Raw genomic sequence first — 14,878 nt, 5'->3', positions numbered from 1 at the left:
GGGGGGGGGCGCTGCCCCCGTCTCCCTTCGGTCGACTCCCCCGGGAGTATTTTTGCAGAGAAGAAGCAGGGGCGCGGCGCCGGGTGGACCCGGGGGCGCGCCTTTGTCATGAAAGGACAGGATCCCGGGGGAAGAGATGCGTCTGATTGGGCTGACCGCGCTGACCATGGTGGCTTTTGCCGCGAACTCCGTGCTGAACCGCGCGGCGCTGGCGGATGGGGCGATCGACGCGGTGAGCTTTGGCACGATCCGGCTGTGGTCCGGGGCGGTGGTGCTGCTCCTGCTTGGGCTGGTCTTGCGGCGGCGGGTTGTGCTGGGTGGACCCGGGCGGGTGGCCGGGGTGCTGGGGCTGGTGCTTTACATCTACGGGTTTTCGGTGGCCTACGTGGCGCTGGACGCCGGGCTGGGGGCGCTGATCCTGTTCGGGACGGTGCAGGTGACGATGTTCGGCGGCAGCCTTATGGGCGGTGAGCGGCCGCCGCTGTTGCGCTGGCTGGGGGCGATGCTGGCCTTTGCCGGGCTGGCCTGGTTGCTGTGGCCCGGAGGCGGGGTCGATCTCAGCCCGCTGCACGGGTTGGCGATGGTACTGGCCGGGGCGGGCTGGGGGGTCTATTCGCTGGCGGGGCGAAAGGCGCGCGATCCGCTGCTGGCGACGGGAGCAAATTTCGCCTTGGCCGCACCCATCGGCCTTGTGCTGGGGCTGCTGATGCCGGTCAGCCCGGAGGCAGTGGCGCCGGAGACGCGCGGCATCGTGCTGGCCATGGTGTCGGGGGCGGTGACCTCGGGGCTGGGCTACGCGCTGTGGTATCACGTGTTGCCGCAGGTCAAGGGCAGCGTGGCGGCGGTGGCGCAGCTGACGGTGCCGGTGATCGCCATGGCGGGTGGAATGGTATTCTTGGACGAGAGCCTGAGCGCCGACTTCGTGATCGCTGCTGCCGTGGTCCTGGGGGGCGTGGCGCTTTCGGTGTTCCGGCGCTGAGCCTGTCGCGGATTTCGTGCGACAGCAGGCGGGCGGGCGGCTAGGCTGTTTCCGAGCGAGGAGCATCCCGATGCCGGATCCGTCAGAGCTGTCCCACATTCCGCACCTGCCGACGCAGCCGCTGGTCGGGCATACGTTGCTGTCGCTGCGGGACTTCCTCGGGTTTGCCCAACGCAACACCGAGGCCTTTGGCGAGGTCTACCGGATCAAGATGATGGGGCGCTGGCGGATCTCCCTTACCAGCGCGGAGGCCGCCGAATACATCCTGATGGATCCCGACCGGATCTTTTCCAGTCAGCAGGGCTGGCAGGATTCGCTGGGCGCGCTGTTTCCCGGCGGGCTGATGCTGCGCGACTTCGACGATCACCGGCAACACCGGCGCATCATGCAGGCGGCCTTTCGCAAGCCGGCGATGGACAGCTACCTGTCCCTGATGGCGCCGGACCTGGAGCGGCTGGTGGCGGATTGGCCGGTGGACCGGCCGTTCAAATTCTACCCGGCGATCAAGGACCTGACGCTGCGGGTGGGGGCGCATGTCTTCATGGGGTTGCCCGCCGATGCAGAGGGGACACGCGCGCTGAACCGCCGTTTCATCGAGGAGATCGCGGCGGCGATCACGGTTGTCCGCAAACCGCTGCCGCTGACGCGGTTCCGGCGCGGCATCCAGGCGCGCGCGGCGCTGATCGCGCGGTTTCACGCACTGGTGGCCGAGCGGCGGGGCGCGGGGGGCGAGGACTTTTTCTCGCAGATGTGCCGGGCCACGGACGAGGAGGGCCGGCGCTGGTCGGGCGCCGAGATCGCCGATCATTTCAACTTTCTGATGATGGCGGCGCATGACACCACGGCCAGCGGGCTGTCGACGATGGTCTGGGCCCTGACCGCCCATCCGGAGTGGCAGGAACGGCTGATCGCCGAGGTGGATGCGCTGGGCGCGGGGCCGATGACGCCGGCCATGCTGGACGCCATGCCGCTGACCGACATGGTGTTCAAGGAGGCGCTGCGGCTGGTGCCGCCGGTGGCGCTGATCCCGCGGGTGGCGCTGCGCGACTTTGACTGGAAGGGCGTGCACATCCCGGCGGGGCATCCGGTGGCGGCGCAGCTGACCATGGTCATGCGCTCTCCCAAGCTGTTCACCGACCCGGACCGCTTTGACCCGGAGCGGTTTTCCGACACCCGGGCAGAGGACCGCCGCCACCGCTTTGCCTGGGCGCCGTTCGGCGGTGGCGCGCACAAGTGCATCGGGCTGCATTTCGGCACGATGCAGGTCAAGAGCTTCATCCGCGCGCTGCTGTCGCGCACCCGCATCAAGAGCGCCGACGGTGTGCCGGTGGACTGGAAACGCCTGCCGATCCCGCAGCCGAAAGGCGGGCTGCCGGTGGTGCTGGAGGCGCGGGCCTGAGAGGTGCTGCATTGCAGCATCTGGCGCGGACAGGACGCCGGCAGTGCGTTGCGAATTCGCCACGGCGGCAAAAAACCCCGGTCAGGGCCAATTCAGGGTTTTCTGCAACTGCGAAATGTGAAATGTGTTCATCAGTGAACACACTTTGAGTCGCACGCCATGCCCGCCCTGAAGGCAAACCCCATTTCGGACGAGGAAGGTCAGCTCTTCCGCCTCCTGCGCCAGCTCGACCTGGCGCCGGACGCGTCGCAGCGCACCATCTCGGCCCAGTTGGGTGTCTCTCTGGGCCGCCTGAACGCCCAGCTCAGGGCGGCCGCCGAGGCCGGGTTCATCAAGATCAGCGAACGCACGGGGCCGGATCGGCGCCAAAGGTTCGCCTATGCGCTGACCTCGCGCGGGGCAGCGGAAAAGAACCGGCTTACCGACCGGTTCCTGGCCCGCAAGCTGGCCGAATACGACGCGCTTCACGCCGAACTGACAGGGACATCCAGCAACCTGGTTCCCATAAAGCACAGGACCGAATTGATGCAGAACAACCTTGCCCCCATCCCCGAGCTCTACGTGTCGTATGACAGCGCGCAAAAGCTGAAGGTCGAAGCGGCCGACCTGGTCTCGCACGACCTGACCGCGCGCCAGATCTGCGACCTCGAGCTGCTGATGAACGGTGGCTTCAACCCGCTCAAGGGCTTCCTGTCCGAAGAGGACTACGACGGCGTGGTCGAGAACATGCGCCTGGCCAACGGCGCGCTGTGGCCGATGCCGGTCACGCTGGACGTGTCCGAGAAGTTCGCCGAGACGGTCGAAGTGGGCCAGGACATCGCGCTGCGCGACCAGGAAGGCGTGATCCTCGCCACCATGACCGTCACCGACAAGTGGGTGCCGAACAAGTCGCGCGAGGCCGAGAAGGTCTTTGGCGCCGACGACGTTGCCCACCCGGCGGTGAACTACCTGCATCACCAGGCTGGCCCGGTGTACCTGGGCGGTCCGGTGACCGGCATCCAGCAGCCGGTGCACTACGACTTCCGCGGCCGTCGCGACACCCCGAACGAGCTGCGCGCCTATTTCCGCAAGCTGGGCTGGCGCAAGATTGTCGCGTTCCAGACGCGCAACCCGCTGCACCGCGCGCACCAGGAACTGACCTTCCGCGCCGCCAAGGAAGCGCAGGCCAACCTGCTGATCCACCCCGTCGTCGGCATGACCAAGCCGGGCGACGTGGACCATTTCACCCGCGTGCGCTGCTACGAGGCGGTTCTGGACAAATACCCCAGCTCGACCACCACGATGTCGCTGCTGAACCTCGCCATGCGCATGGCCGGCCCGCGTGAGGCCGTCTGGCACGGGATCATCCGCAAGAACCACGGCTGCACGCACATGATCGTCGGCCGTGACCACGCCGGCCCGGGCAAGAACTCGGCCGGGCAGGATTTCTACGGCCCCTATGACGCGCAGGACCTCTTCCGCACCTACGAAGACGAAATCGGCCTCAAGATGGTCGACTTCAAGCACATGGTCTACGTGCAGGAACGCGCCCAGTACGAACCCGCGGACGAGATCGAGGACAAGGACAACGTCACGATCCTGAACATCTCGGGCACCGAACTGCGCCGCCGCCTGCAGGAAGGGCTCGAGATCCCCGATTGGTTCTCCTTCCCCGAGGTGGTCAACGAACTGCGCAAGACCCGGCCGCCGCGGGCGAACCAGGGCTTTACCGTCTTCTTCACCGGCCTCAGCGGTTCGGGCAAGTCGACGATCGCCAACGCGCTCATGGTCAAGCTGATGGAAATGGGCGGCCGCCCGGTGACGCTGCTGGACGGCGACGTGGTGCGCAAACACCTGTCGTCCGAACTGGGCTTTTCCAAGGAGCACCGCGACCTGAACATCAAGCGGATCGGCTACGTCGCTTCCGAGATCACCAAGAACGGCGGCATCGCGATCTGCGCGCCCATCGCGCCCTACACCGCGACCCGCCGCGCCGTGCGCGAGATGGTCGAACAGTACGGCGCCTTTTGCGAAGTGCATGTCGCCACCTCGCTGGAGGAATGCGAACGCCGGGACCGCAAGGGCCTGTACAAGCTGGCGCGCGAAGGCAAGATCAAGGAATTCACCGGGATCTCCGACCCCTACGAGGAACCCGCCAACGCCGAGCTGGTGGTCGAGACCGAGAACGTGGATGTCGACAACTGCGCCCAGCAGGTCATCCTCAAGCTCGAGTCGATGGGCCTGATTGCCGGCTGACCTCCGGTCGGACCCTGATGACAATGGCAAAGGCCCGGCGCACCCGCCGGGCCTTTTGTCAATTCAGGCGGACGCGGTCGCCATGGCCCATGCGGGCGGTGCCCAGGATGCGCGACATCGGCTTGTCCAGCTCGTAGGGCGTCTTGCCCCCGGCAAAGGCCAGCAGCTTGGTCTGGTCGGCGCGCAATTCCTCGAACAGGGTCTCGAATTCGAAGATCGGCATGCCGAAGGCGCGCTGGAAGGCTTCGTTCCAGTCGTCCGTCTGGCCCACGGCGCGCCAGAAGGTGATCACCTGCTCTTCGCCGTAGCGCTGGGCCAGCGTGGCGACGGCGAGGTTCGAGCTGGCGTATTCCGCGTCGCTGCGCACGGTCGATTTCTTGCGGATGCTGGCCAGGGTCAGGGGGTGATCGGAGTCGCGCGCCCGCAGTGCCGAGATCATCGGCAGGGACACCTCGCGCGTCGATCCGGCGCGGGCCTTGATCTCGGCCAGGTAGGCGGTGCCCTCGACCATCCAGCCAGGACCCATGCGGCGCGGCTCGTCCGCGGACTCGGGCACCTTGTCGTAGATCATCTCGCGCTGAACATGGTGCATGTATTCGTGCAGCATCACGTACTGGTAGCGGCTGTGCCAGACCTCGTAAGAGGTGATCGCCGCCTGGTGGTCGGGCGGCATGCACAGCGCGATGCGATTGCGGTAGGCCGATCCGCGCATCCGCTCGACGCCCAGGCACATCTCGTCGGCGGTGCCTCGCGCGGCCTCGGGCGACAGGTCGTCGATGCCGGGGACGGGGCGCAGCAACAGCTCTTCGAGGTCGTCGCGGTTGAAGGCCACGGCCAGCACCGGCTTGCTGGCGGTCTCGATGCCGTATTCCTCGCGGAACAGCAGGCGCGCGTCCTCGTAGGACCGTTCGATGTAGCTGCGGATCTCGGGCGAAACGTCGTCGGGCGTCAGGATCAGCGGCGGCTCGGACGAGGGCATCAAGGCCCTTGCCTGCGGCGCAAAGGTCCCGATCTCGCGGCACCAGCCGACGGCGGCCCGTTCAGAGAAATCCGGCAGGTCCTCGAACAGCGCCCGGGCCGAGCGGTCTTGCAGGCTTTCGACAAAGGCGGCGACGGCGTCCTGCGTCCTGGTCCCGTTGACCCCGTCCGCCGGTCCGGGATCCAGCCCCAGCGCCGTCAGCTGCCGCTGCACGCAGACCACATGGCTGTCAGACGCCGCCGCCGCCCCGGACAGGCCGGCCAGGCAGAGCGCGATGGACAGGAACAGATGACGGTGCGACATGGCGTCAATCCTCCGGGGGCTACTTCGCCATCAAGATCGGGGATGGAGGGGCGGCCGGCAAGTCAGGGGAATCCTACCCTAATTTCCCGCTCAGCGGCCCAGTTCGGCCTCCGTCAGGGGGCGATGCGCCAGGATATGGTCGCCGTTCATGTCGCGGTCGGCCAGGAATTCGCGCTGCGCCATGCCGTCATCGCGCAGCGTGATGTACAGCGCTTCGAAGTCCTGCACGCTCATGCCGTAGACCTGCTGAAAGGCGGTGTACCAGTTGTCGGTCTCGCCGACCGAGCGCCAGTAGCGGAACAGCGTCTCCTCGCCGTAGCGTTCGACCAGCATGGCCACCGCATAGGCGGACACGTCGTAGGCTTCGGCGCTGCGCACCTCGCCGGCCTGCCGGATCTGTTCCAGGGTCAGCTCAGAGGCCGCCGCCTGCTGCCGCATCCTGTACAGTCCGGGCTGGAGAGTGCCAAAGCGGTCCTCCATGAAGACTTGCTCGATCACCTGCGCCGATCCTTCGACCATCCAGGCGGGCCCCATGCGTGGACGCACCCTGTCCGGGTTGGTGACCCAGCGCGCGACCTTGTCGTAGCTCAGTTCGCGCTGCACGTTGTGCACCAGTTCGTGGGTCATGGTGACCGACAGCACCATCCGGTACAGCTCGCCCAGCGCCGGTTCCCTGAGCGCCAGCGTGGGGCCGCAGAACGACAGCCCGTCGCGCGAGGCACTGGCGCCCATGCCGAATTCCGTGTCGCAATCGCGCCGCGCGCGGGCGCGGATGTCGGCCCAGCCTTGCAGCCTCATGGTGCCGGCCTTGGTGACCAGCGCGTGCCAGCTTTCGACATCGGTGGCGAGGATGATCTTGACCTGGCTGGCCACCTGCACGCCATAGCGGCGATACAGGAACTCCTCCGCCTCGTGAAAGGCGGTCATGACGTGGCCCGAGATCTCCGGGTGTACGTCCGCCCCGATGAAGAGTTCCGGCTCCCGCGCAGAGGGCATCAGCGCGGCGGCCTCGGGCGAGCGCAGCCCGATCTCGCGGCACCAGCCCACCGCGGCGCGTTCGGAAAACGGCGGCAGCGTCGCAAAGACGGCGCGGTCCATGTCCGTGTCGATCCCGGCGAGGTAGGCGTCGAGCGCTTGCCGCGTGCGCGGGCCGCTGACACCGTCCACCGGGCCGGGATCGTGGCCCAGCGCGGTCAGCTGGCCCTGCACGCAGGCGACATGATCGTTCGCGGCCAGCGCCTGTGCCGCGGGCAGCCCCAGGCAGAACGCGAGGGCCGCGATGACCGTCCGTTTCAGCATCCGGGCCTCTACCGTGGGAACGCGTACCCCGGAATGACGCCCGGGCGCGGGGCTCCTGTCAAGCATGGGACCGGGCCCGTGCAGAGCCATCGATGCCAAATGCCTGATAGGGCGGGATTATCGCCCCTGCACAGGGGGTGGTCACATTTTCGGGATCAGCCCCGGAGGCCCCGTTGCGCAAAAGCTGTTGATGACGCGTTAACCAGCGTACGTGTTATGATGTGCGCATGATTCCCGTGCGTTCCGTCGCCTTGGTGGGCCTGATCGCTGCGGCCGGCCCGGTGCCGGCCTCGCCGGTTGCGTGTTCGTCGGTGGGCGGCGCCGTCTACACCGCGCCGGTCCTTGTTCCGGTGGCGTTGCGGGCGGGCGATGTGCTGACAATCGCCACGCCGGACGGCGCGACGCTTGCAGTATCGGTCGAATACAACGGGCAGGGGGGCAGCGACGACAGCCTGTGCAACCCGGCCTTCGACGGTACCTCCTGCGACGGGTTCAGCCATGTCGCCTTGCGGAGCGGCACCTACGGGGTCGAGGCGTTCAACGCCCCAGGCGACAGCTTTGCCCTGTCCTGTGGCGCCGCACCGTCGGGCACTGGTCCGCCGGGAACGGGCGCCATCCAGGGTGCTCAGGGTGCGGCGGCCCTTGCCTCGGCGGCGGGATCGGTGACGGCGATCGGCTCCGCCATCAACAGCTCGCTCACCGGCAGCACCCCCGTGGTGGCCCGCCGCAGCGGCCTGTTCTTCTCGACCCTGGGGACGGACAGCGGATTGACCGGCTGGGCCTCATGGCAGGGTCATGCCTTTTCCGGCGCCATCGACGGACGCCAGCAGGAGCTGACGCTGGGGATGGATTTCGCCGTGGGGGTGGACACGCGGCTGGGGCTGTTCCTGTCGGCGGGGCGGTCGGACTTCGATCTTGCCGTCGATGTCAGCAGCACGGCGGTCAGTTTCGGCCCCTACTTCACCACCCAATTCGGCGAGCACTACAGCGTGACCGGCTATGCCCTCTTTGCCCGGCCGGGCTATGACGTCGGCGGGATCACCTACGATGCAGAGAGGCGCGCCGCGGGTCTGACGGCGAACGCGGATTACATGTGGGGCAATGTGGGTCTGCGGTTCTTCATCGGCGTGACCGGCGTGAAAGAGGCGCATCCCGCCGCCGGTGGTCTTGCAGCGCGGGACATCAGCCTGATGACGGGCTCCATCGGCACCCGCGCCACCCTTGAGACCGGCGGCGCCGTGACCCCGTACCTCAGCATCGGCGCGGATTATTCCCGCCTGGATGACGGGCTGGGCGGTGAAGAAACGCAGCTTGGCCCGCGCCTGGGCACCGGCTTTACATATGATGCCGGGGCCGGCGCGCTGTCGCTGGATCTGGATGGCGGGCAGTTGCTGAAGGACACGCGGGACCTGAAATTGCGGCTGAACTACAACCTCAACTTCTGATCCGGCGCATGCGCGTCTGCGGCCTTGTGCGCCGCGCGTTCAGTGGACGGTGACCGGCGCCAGGTCGTTCTGCCGCGCCAGCACGAAGGCCAGCGACCGGTTCTTGACCAGCGCCAGACGCTCGCCATCGGCGCGGTGCACGGCATAGATCGTGTCCCGCCCCGCCATCTGGCGGCGGACCTCGTCCGGCAGTTCCTCGATCTTCACAGGGCGCACGTAGACCGTCCGACCCTCGACAAGCTTGTCAAAGTCATACTTGGTATGCATCAACCTTACCCTTTCCTGATCCTGATCGTCTGTACGATGGCCTCTGGCCGGCTCATGGCCAGGTCCACGTGCAACAGGCCGTTTTCCATCACAGCCTCTCCCACCTCGACACCGTCGGCCAATACAAATGTGCGCTGGAACTGGCGCGCGGCAATCCCGCGATGCAAAAACACGCGTTCGCCGCCGTCATCGCGCTGCCGCCCCCGGATGACCAGTTGCCGGTCCTCCACGGTGATCGACAGGTCATCCTCGCAAAAGCCCGCGACAGCCAGCGTGATGCGGTAGGAATGGTCCGAGGTCTGCTCGATGTTGAACGGCGGATAGCCTTCGCTGGTCTTTGCCGTTCGTTCCAGCAGCCGCTCGAGCTGTTCGAAGCCGAGCATATGGGGATAGGATCCCAGGGTCAGTTTGGTCATCGACACGTCCTTTGCACAAGCGACCGTCATGCGTCGGCCCCTTGAGGCGACCGGCACACAGGAAATATGGGTTCGGCGATCATTCCGCGCAAGGGGCTTTGCCGGGGGCATTCGAATCGCTATCTTTGCAATCTCAACGCTTCGACAGGGGAATGACTCATGAACGCGCCCACGGATATCGCGATGAAGAGCGAGGACGTCCTGCGTGTGGAACTCGAGGTCTTTCGCCGCGAACACCGCGACCTGGACGACGCGATCCGCGCCCTTCAGACGACCGGCACGGCGGATCAGCTGACCCTGCAACGGCTCAAGAAGAAAAAGCTGCTGCTCAAGGACCGGATCGCGCTGATCGAGGACGTGCTGACCCCCGACATCATCGCCTGAGGGCCGCGGCCGGGCGGGCCATTGCACCGCTGCCGCCATGGCCTATAACGGGGGCCTCGCAACGCGGAGGCACAGATGGACAATCCCCGGGTCGGCATCATCATGGGCAGCCAGTCGGACTGGCCGACGATGCAGGAGGCCGCCGATATCCTGGACGAACTCCAGGTCGGCTACGACACGCGCATCGTCTCGGCGCACCGCACGCCCGACCGGCTGTGGGACTACGGCAAGACCGCGGTCGAGCGCGGCTTGCAGGTGATCATCGCGGGCGCGGGCGGGGCGGCGCACCTGCCCGGCATGATGGCGTCCAAGACCCGCGTGCCGGTGATCGGCGTGCCGGTCCAGACCAAGGCGCTGAACGGCGTCGACAGCCTCTATTCCATCCTCCAGATGCCGCGTGGCTATCCCGTGGCAACCATGGCCATCGGCCCGGCCGGGGCGCGCAACGCAGGCCTCATGGCGGCGGGCATCCTCGCGCTGCAGGACGCCGCGCTGGCCGAACGGCTGGACCGCTGGCGCGCCGCGCTGTCCGCCTCGATCCCCGAGGTGCCGGACCGCGGCTGACCCTTGCGCGCCGCGTCCCGGCACGCCAATAGACCCCCGACACAGACAGCCAGGAGAGCCCCATGAGCGCCCCCCTTCCGACCGGCAGCACCATCGGCATCCTAGGCGGCGGCCAACTGGGCCGCATGCTGTCTGTCGCGGCCAGCCGTTTGGGCCTGCGCTGCCACGTCTTTGAACCGGGCGCCAACCCGCCCGCCGGGCAGGTCGCCCACGCGGTGACGACGGCGGCCTACGAGGATGCCGCCGCGCTCGACGCATTCGCCCGGTCCGTCGACGTGATCACCTACGAGTTCGAGAACATCCCCACCGCCGCGCTGGACCTGCTGGAGGGGCTGCGCCCGATCCGCCCGGGCCGCGAGGCGCTGCGCATCAGCCAGGACCGGCTGACCGAAAAGAGCTTTCTGCGCGATCTCGGTTTGCAGACCGCCCCCTTTGCGGCGGTGGACAGCGCCGAAGACCTGTCCCGCGCCTTGGACCAGATCGGTGCACCGGCAATCCTCAAGACCCGCCGCTTTGGCTATGACGGCAAGGGGCAGGCGCGGCTGTCCGCGCCCGGCGACGCCGCCGAGGCGCTGGCCGCGCTGCAAGGCGCGCCCGCCATCCTCGAAGGCTTCGTCGATTTCAGCTGCGAGATCTCGGTGATCGCCGCGCGCGGTCTCGACGGGCGCGTGGCCGCCTTCGATCCGGGCCAGAACGTGCACCGCGACGGCATCCTGCGCACCACCACCGTCCCCGCCGCCGTCCCGAACCGCGTTCTGACCGACGCGGTGCTGACCGCTGGTCGCATCCTCAATGCGCTCGACTATGTCGGTGTGCTGGGCGTCGAATTCTTCGTCTCTCCCGGCGGGCTGATCGTGAACGAGATCGCGCCGCGCGTGCACAACTCGGGCCACTGGACGCAGAACGGCTGCCTCATCGACCAGTTCGAACAGCACATCCGCGCTGTCGCGGGCTGGCCTCTGGGGGACGGCAAACGCCATGCCGACATCCGCATGGAAAACCTGATCGGCGATGACATGGACCGCGTGCCAGGGCTGTCCGCTGACCCGCGTTGCGCGCTGCATCTATACGGCAAGTCCGAGGTCAAGGCGGGCCGCAAGATGGGGCATGCGAATTTCCTGACACCGGCCGCGTCTGGCTGATACCGCCGCGCGGCGCTCAGCCCAGGAACCGTTCCGCCACCGCGCCACTCATCCATGCGATCTGTCCGCCCGCGATCGTCGCGACGATGCGCCGCGTCTCGCGCTCCATGACGATGACATCGGCGCGCAAGCCGTCCTCCAGCCGCCCGCGGTCCGCCAGCCCCAGCACCCGCGCGGGCCCCTCGGACACCAGCGCCCAGGCGGCGGCTTCGTCCGCCAAGCCCAGCTCGACACAGCGCCAGGCCGCCCGCGCCGGCGAGGGGTAGTGGTAATCCGAAGCCAGCGCATCGCAGAGCCCCGCGCCGATCACCTCCAGCGCCGAGACATTGCCCGCGTGGCTCGCCCCGCGCACCACGTTTGGCGCGCCCAGCACCACCGGGCAGCCGCTGTCGCGTGCCGCCTGCGCCGCTTCCAGGGTCTCGGGGAATTCCGACACCGTCACGTCCCGCGCCAGCCAGTCCGCGCGCTGCCCGGCTGTCCGGTCATCATGGCTGCCCATGCGCAGGCCCCGTGCCGCCAGCCGGGCGCAGAGCGCGTCCAGCGCGCCCGGCACCTCGGGCGCGGCGTCGTGCAGCCGGGTCATCAGCGCCAGCAGCGCTTCGGGGCTGCGGCCGGATTTCAGCGCCTGCCCGGTCAGCCGGGGCGGCTTGCGCCCCTCCGCCAACCGGTCGTGCGGCAGGTGATCGTTGAACACCACGTAGCCGATGCCCCAGCGGGCGATGGCCTCTTCCGCTGCCGCGAAGCTTTCTAGGAAATGCGTCTCCAGCCGCATCTGGATCCGCAGGTCCACCGGCACCGTCGGCGCCACAGCGGCCACGGAGGCAAAGACCTCCTCGGCGAATTCTGGCGCGCGCATCCCGCCTTCCCAGGACCAGAACTGCGCCAGAACGGCGGTGGTGATTCCGCAGGCGGCCAGCTCGGCGGCACAGGCGACCATGCCTGCGTCCCGCTCGCGCAGCGCGCCCCGGCGCGGCGCCATGTGCCGCTCGAACCCGTCGCCATGCACGTCCACGATGCCGGGCAGCAGGTCATGGCCTGTCAGGTCCACCACGCGCCCACCAGTCCCGTCGGCGATCACGCCGCCGGACAGGCACAAGGGGGCTGAGTCCCAGCCGCCCGGCCGCAGCACCCGCGCGCCGCGCAATTCCAGGTCAATCGGCATCACACAGCCCCAGCAGGCAGTCCAGCAGGCGTTCGTCCAGCAGGTCGCGCCAGTCGGCTTCGGGGTCGAACCGCCCGTCGCGCAGAAAGGCCACCACCTGCACCACCGCCTCGGGCGCCTGCATCATGTAGGTGTGCGTGACCGGCAGCACGATGTGGTCGGTCATGCCCTCCACACGCGTCGACTCGACCGAGACCTTGCCGTCGTCCGGGCCGGGGATCAGCAGGCTTGAGGCCGCGTTCAGCGACTGTGATCCGGCGATGACGCCCAGCGGGAAATCCACCGCCGGAAGCCGCGCGGGCAGGCTGTCCGCCCCGGTGCCCAGCTGCGTGAAAGCCGGTCCGTTCAGCCAGTTCACGATCTCCCAGCCGCCCAGCACGTCTACCAGTTCGCTGCCGTTGTTGGGCGGGCCCAGCATGACGACGCGACCCAGCCGCGCGGGCCGGTGATCCTGCAACCAGTAGCGCAGCAGGATGCCGCCCAGCGAATGCGCGACGAAGTTCACCGGCGTGTCGCCGCAGTCGGCCACTGCCGCGGGCAGCACCTCTTCGGCCAGACGCTCGACCCGGTCCTGTGTCGTGGGATAGTCGGGGATGACGACCTTGTAGCCCTGCGCCTCGAGCACGAGGCCCAGCGCAGCCATCGAGTATTCGCTGCGAAACAGCCCGTGCAGCAGGACCACGCAGTCCTGCGCCCGCGCCGTGGCCGGCAGCAAAGCCACCAGACAGATCAGAAGTGTCTTCATGCGTGCTGGCATAACCGTCGCGCTCCGCCTAGAAAAGTGTCAAAGGAGTCCCCCATGCCTTGCCCCCGTCTTGCCGCGCGCGCCGTGATCCTGCACCAGGACCGGCTGCTGCTGGTCAATGCCTGGCCGGGCGAGAAATCGGACCTGTGGTGCGCCCCGGGCGGCGGTGTCGAACGCGGCCGCAGCCTGACCGAAAACCTCGCCCGCGAGGTGCACGAGGAAACCGGCCTGAGAGTTGCCGTCGGGGTGCCCTGCCTGATCAACGAATTCCACGATCCGAGGGGAAAGTTCCACCAGGTCGAGATCTTCTTTCGCGCCGAGATCACCGGCGGCGAACTGTCCGACGCCTGGCGCGACCCCGAAGGCATCGTGCACAAGCGCCGCTTCTTTGCCCGGGCCGAGGCGGAGGGGCTGAACCTCAAGCCCTCCAGCCTGCCCGCCATCGCCTGGAGCGGCGGCGTGTATTATGACCCGCTGGAGCCGATCCTGCGCTGAGCGCCTTACTCGGCGGCCTCGACCGCCTGTTCGGCGTCCTGCTCGGCCAGCCAGCGTTCCGCCTCGAGCGCGGCTATGCAGCCCATGCCGGCCGAGGTCACGGCCTGGCGGTACTTGTGGTCGGTCAGGTCGCCCGCGGCGAACACGCCGGGGATCGAGGTGGCGGTGCTGTCGGGCTTGGTCACGACGTAGCCGCCCATGTGGGTTTCCAGCACGTCCTTGACCAGCTCGTTGGCGGGCGCATGGCCGATGGCGACAAAGACACCGGCGCAGGGCACCTCGGTCTCGGCCCCGGTCTTGACGTTGCGCACGCGGACGCCGGTCACGCCCTTGGGCATGTCGTCGCCCAGGACCTCGACCAGTTCGTGGAACCACAGCGTCTCGATCTTGGGGTTCTTGAACAGCCGCTCCTGCAGGATCTTTTCGGCGCGCAGCTCGTCGCGGCGGTGGATCAGTGTGACCTTGGAGGCGAAGTTGGTCAGGAACAGCGCCTCTTCGACGGCCGTGTTGCCGCCGCCGATCACCACGATCTCCTTGCCGCGGTAGAAAAAGCCGTCACAGGTGGCGCAGGCGGACACGCCAAAGCCCTTGAACGCATCCTCGGACGGCAGGCCCAGCCATTTCGCCCGCGCGCCGGTGGCCAGGATCACCGCGTCGGCGGTGTAGGTCGTGCCGCTGTCGCCGTGGGCGACAAAGGGGCGTTTGTCCAGGTCCAGCCGGGTGATGATGTCGCCGATGATCTCGGTGCCCATGGCGCGGGCGTGCGCCTCCATGCGGACCATCAGGTCGGGGCCCTGGACCTCGGTGTCGCCGGGCCAGTTCTCGACCTCGGTGGTGGTGGTCAGCTGGCCGCCGGGCTCCAGCCCCTGCACCAGGATCGGTTGCAGCATGGCGCGCGACGCGTAGACGCCGGCGGTGTAGCCTGCGGGGCCGGATCCGATGATCAGGACCCTGGTGTGGCGCGTGTCGGACATGGCGGACTTCCTCGAGATGGTTTTGCCCAAAGCATATAGCGACGCGCGCGCCGGCACGAAACCCCATCGTTCGAGGAGTTGCCGCGCGCT

General features: G+C 67.9%; 15 protein-coding genes. 8 read left to right on the top strand and 7 right to left on the bottom strand.

Annotated features, from left to right (window positions below; translation table 11 throughout):
- Positions 1–136 precede the first annotated feature (136 nt).
- The 3 genes from MAA8898_RS09460 to MAA8898_RS09450 all read left to right on the top strand — a co-directional run bounded on the left by MAA8898_RS09460 (position 137) and on the right by MAA8898_RS09450 (position 4,613).
- On the top strand, positions 137–979 hold the full coding sequence (locus MAA8898_RS09460) for a DMT family transporter (protein WP_094020744.1): 843 nt from the start codon (positions 137–139) through the stop codon (positions 977–979).
- 70 nt (positions 980–1,049) lie between these two features.
- A complete protein-coding gene (locus tag MAA8898_RS09455) occupies positions 1,050–2,378 on the top strand; it encodes a cytochrome P450 (RefSeq protein ID WP_094020743.1) in 1,329 nt (442 codons plus the stop codon).
- A gap of 159 nt (positions 2,379–2,537) precedes the next feature.
- Positions 2,538–4,613 (top strand): bifunctional sulfate adenylyltransferase/adenylylsulfate kinase, encoded by a 2,076-nt coding sequence (locus MAA8898_RS09450; RefSeq protein WP_094020742.1) that lies wholly within the window; start codon positions 2,538–2,540, stop codon positions 4,611–4,613.
- Between the two features lie 58 nt (positions 4,614–4,671).
- Here the strand turns inward: MAA8898_RS09450 and MAA8898_RS09445 are convergent, their stop codons facing one another.
- Together MAA8898_RS09445 and MAA8898_RS09440 are read right to left on the bottom strand one after the other, a co-directional pair.
- A complete protein-coding gene (locus MAA8898_RS09445; RefSeq protein ID WP_094020741.1) occupies positions 4,672–5,895 on the bottom strand; it encodes a peptidoglycan-binding domain-containing protein in 1,224 nt (407 codons plus the stop codon).
- A 90-nt stretch (positions 5,896–5,985) separates the two neighbouring features.
- Entirely contained in the window at positions 5,986–7,194 is a 1,209-nt protein-coding gene (locus tag MAA8898_RS09440; RefSeq protein ID WP_094020740.1) for a peptidoglycan-binding domain-containing protein, read from the bottom strand.
- Between the two features lie 227 nt (positions 7,195–7,421).
- Here MAA8898_RS09440 and MAA8898_RS09435 point away from each other — a divergent pair, with 227 nt between their 5' ends.
- Positions 7,422–8,639 carry an autotransporter domain-containing protein gene (locus tag MAA8898_RS09435; RefSeq protein ID WP_094020739.1) on the top strand — a complete coding sequence of 406 codons (1,218 nt, stop codon included), beginning with the start codon at positions 7,422–7,424 and terminating at the stop codon, positions 8,637–8,639.
- Between the two features lie 39 nt (positions 8,640–8,678).
- Here the strand turns inward: MAA8898_RS09435 and MAA8898_RS09430 are convergent, their stop codons facing one another.
- Together MAA8898_RS09430 and MAA8898_RS09425 are read right to left on the bottom strand one after the other, a co-directional pair.
- Positions 8,679–8,906 (bottom strand): DUF1150 family protein, encoded by a 228-nt coding sequence (locus tag MAA8898_RS09430; protein ID WP_094020738.1) that lies wholly within the window; start codon positions 8,904–8,906, stop codon positions 8,679–8,681.
- 5 nt (positions 8,907–8,911) lie between these two features.
- A complete protein-coding gene (locus MAA8898_RS09425) occupies positions 8,912–9,322 on the bottom strand; it encodes an Hsp20 family protein (protein WP_094020737.1) in 411 nt (136 codons plus the stop codon).
- Between the two features lie 159 nt (positions 9,323–9,481).
- Here MAA8898_RS09425 and MAA8898_RS09420 point away from each other — a divergent pair, with 159 nt between their 5' ends.
- The 3 genes from MAA8898_RS09420 (at position 9,482) to MAA8898_RS09410 (ending at position 11,412) form a co-directional block, all read left to right on the top strand.
- Complete coding sequence (locus MAA8898_RS09420; RefSeq protein ID WP_094020736.1) at positions 9,482–9,706, top strand: YdcH family protein; 225 nt, start codon at positions 9,482–9,484, stop codon at positions 9,704–9,706.
- Positions 9,707–9,781: 75 nt separating this feature from the next.
- Positions 9,782–10,270 (top strand): 5-(carboxyamino)imidazole ribonucleotide mutase, encoded by a 489-nt coding sequence (purE, locus tag MAA8898_RS09415; RefSeq protein ID WP_094020735.1) that lies wholly within the window; start codon positions 9,782–9,784, stop codon positions 10,268–10,270.
- Positions 10,271–10,332: 62 nt separating this feature from the next.
- On the top strand, positions 10,333–11,412 hold the full coding sequence (locus tag MAA8898_RS09410; protein ID WP_094020734.1) for a 5-(carboxyamino)imidazole ribonucleotide synthase: 1,080 nt from the start codon (positions 10,333–10,335) through the stop codon (positions 11,410–11,412).
- 16 nt (positions 11,413–11,428) lie between these two features.
- Here the strand turns inward: MAA8898_RS09410 and MAA8898_RS09405 are convergent, their stop codons facing one another.
- Both MAA8898_RS09405 and MAA8898_RS09400 read right to left on the bottom strand, forming a co-directional pair.
- Complete coding sequence (locus tag MAA8898_RS09405; protein ID WP_094020733.1) at positions 11,429–12,574, bottom strand: alpha-D-ribose 1-methylphosphonate 5-triphosphate diphosphatase; 1,146 nt, start codon at positions 12,572–12,574, stop codon at positions 11,429–11,431.
- A complete protein-coding gene (locus MAA8898_RS09400; RefSeq protein ID WP_094020732.1) occupies positions 12,564–13,319 on the bottom strand; it encodes an alpha/beta fold hydrolase in 756 nt (251 codons plus the stop codon). Before MAA8898_RS09400 ends, MAA8898_RS09405 begins: the two co-directional genes overlap by 11 nt.
- A 54-nt stretch (positions 13,320–13,373) precedes the next feature.
- Here MAA8898_RS09400 and MAA8898_RS09395 point away from each other — a divergent pair, with 54 nt between their 5' ends.
- Positions 13,374–13,814, top strand: a complete 441-nt coding sequence (locus MAA8898_RS09395; RefSeq protein ID WP_094020731.1) for an NUDIX domain-containing protein — start codon at positions 13,374–13,376, stop codon at positions 13,812–13,814.
- Between the two features lie 5 nt (positions 13,815–13,819).
- Here MAA8898_RS09395 and trxB read toward each other — a convergent pair whose 3' ends face one another.
- On the bottom strand, positions 13,820–14,788 hold the full coding sequence (trxB, locus tag MAA8898_RS09390) for a thioredoxin-disulfide reductase (RefSeq protein ID WP_094020730.1): 969 nt from the start codon (positions 14,786–14,788) through the stop codon (positions 13,820–13,822).
- Positions 14,789–14,878: the final 90 nt, after the last annotated feature.

Source organism: Antarctobacter aquimaris (genome assembly GCF_900184945.1).
Classification (GTDB): Bacteria; Pseudomonadota; Alphaproteobacteria; order Rhodobacterales; family Rhodobacteraceae; genus Maliponia; species Maliponia aquimaris.
This window is presented reverse-complemented; position numbering and strand designations above follow the sequence as displayed.

What these genes read in the sequence shown, in the direction of transcription:
- MAA8898_RS09450 (WP_094020742.1), top strand. Translation starts at nt 2,538, where the DNA reads ATGCCCGCCCTGAAGGCAAACCCCATTTCGGACGAGGAAGGTCAGCTC.
- MAA8898_RS09440 (WP_094020740.1), bottom strand. Translation starts at nt 7,194, where the DNA reads ATGCTGAAACGGACGGTCATCGCGGCCCTCGCGTTCTGCCTGGGGCTG.
- MAA8898_RS09430 (WP_094020738.1), bottom strand. Translation starts at nt 8,906, where the DNA reads ATGCATACCAAGTATGACTTTGACAAGCTTGTCGAGGGTCGGACGGTC.
- MAA8898_RS09425 (WP_094020737.1), bottom strand. Translation starts at nt 9,322, where the DNA reads ATGACCAAACTGACCCTGGGATCCTATCCCCATATGCTCGGCTTCGAA.
- MAA8898_RS09445 (WP_094020741.1), bottom strand. Translation starts at nt 5,895, where the DNA reads ATGTCGCACCGTCATCTGTTCCTGTCCATCGCGCTCTGCCTGGCCGGC.
- trxB (WP_094020730.1), bottom strand. Translation starts at nt 14,788, where the DNA reads ATGTCCGACACGCGCCACACCAGGGTCCTGATCATCGGATCCGGCCCC.
- MAA8898_RS09420 (WP_094020736.1), top strand. Translation starts at nt 9,482, where the DNA reads ATGAACGCGCCCACGGATATCGCGATGAAGAGCGAGGACGTCCTGCGT.
- MAA8898_RS09400 (WP_094020732.1), bottom strand. Translation starts at nt 13,319, where the DNA reads ATGAAGACACTTCTGATCTGTCTGGTGGCTTTGCTGCCGGCCACGGCG.
- MAA8898_RS09435 (WP_094020739.1), top strand. Translation starts at nt 7,422, where the DNA reads ATGATTCCCGTGCGTTCCGTCGCCTTGGTGGGCCTGATCGCTGCGGCC.
- MAA8898_RS09455 (WP_094020743.1), top strand. Translation starts at nt 1,050, where the DNA reads ATGCCGGATCCGTCAGAGCTGTCCCACATTCCGCACCTGCCGACGCAG.
- purE (WP_094020735.1), top strand. Translation starts at nt 9,782, where the DNA reads ATGGACAATCCCCGGGTCGGCATCATCATGGGCAGCCAGTCGGACTGG.
- MAA8898_RS09405 (WP_094020733.1), bottom strand. Translation starts at nt 12,574, where the DNA reads ATGCCGATTGACCTGGAATTGCGCGGCGCGCGGGTGCTGCGGCCGGGC.
- MAA8898_RS09395 (WP_094020731.1), top strand. Translation starts at nt 13,374, where the DNA reads ATGCCTTGCCCCCGTCTTGCCGCGCGCGCCGTGATCCTGCACCAGGAC.
- MAA8898_RS09460 (WP_094020744.1), top strand. Translation starts at nt 137, where the DNA reads ATGCGTCTGATTGGGCTGACCGCGCTGACCATGGTGGCTTTTGCCGCG.
- MAA8898_RS09410 (WP_094020734.1), top strand. Translation starts at nt 10,333, where the DNA reads ATGAGCGCCCCCCTTCCGACCGGCAGCACCATCGGCATCCTAGGCGGC.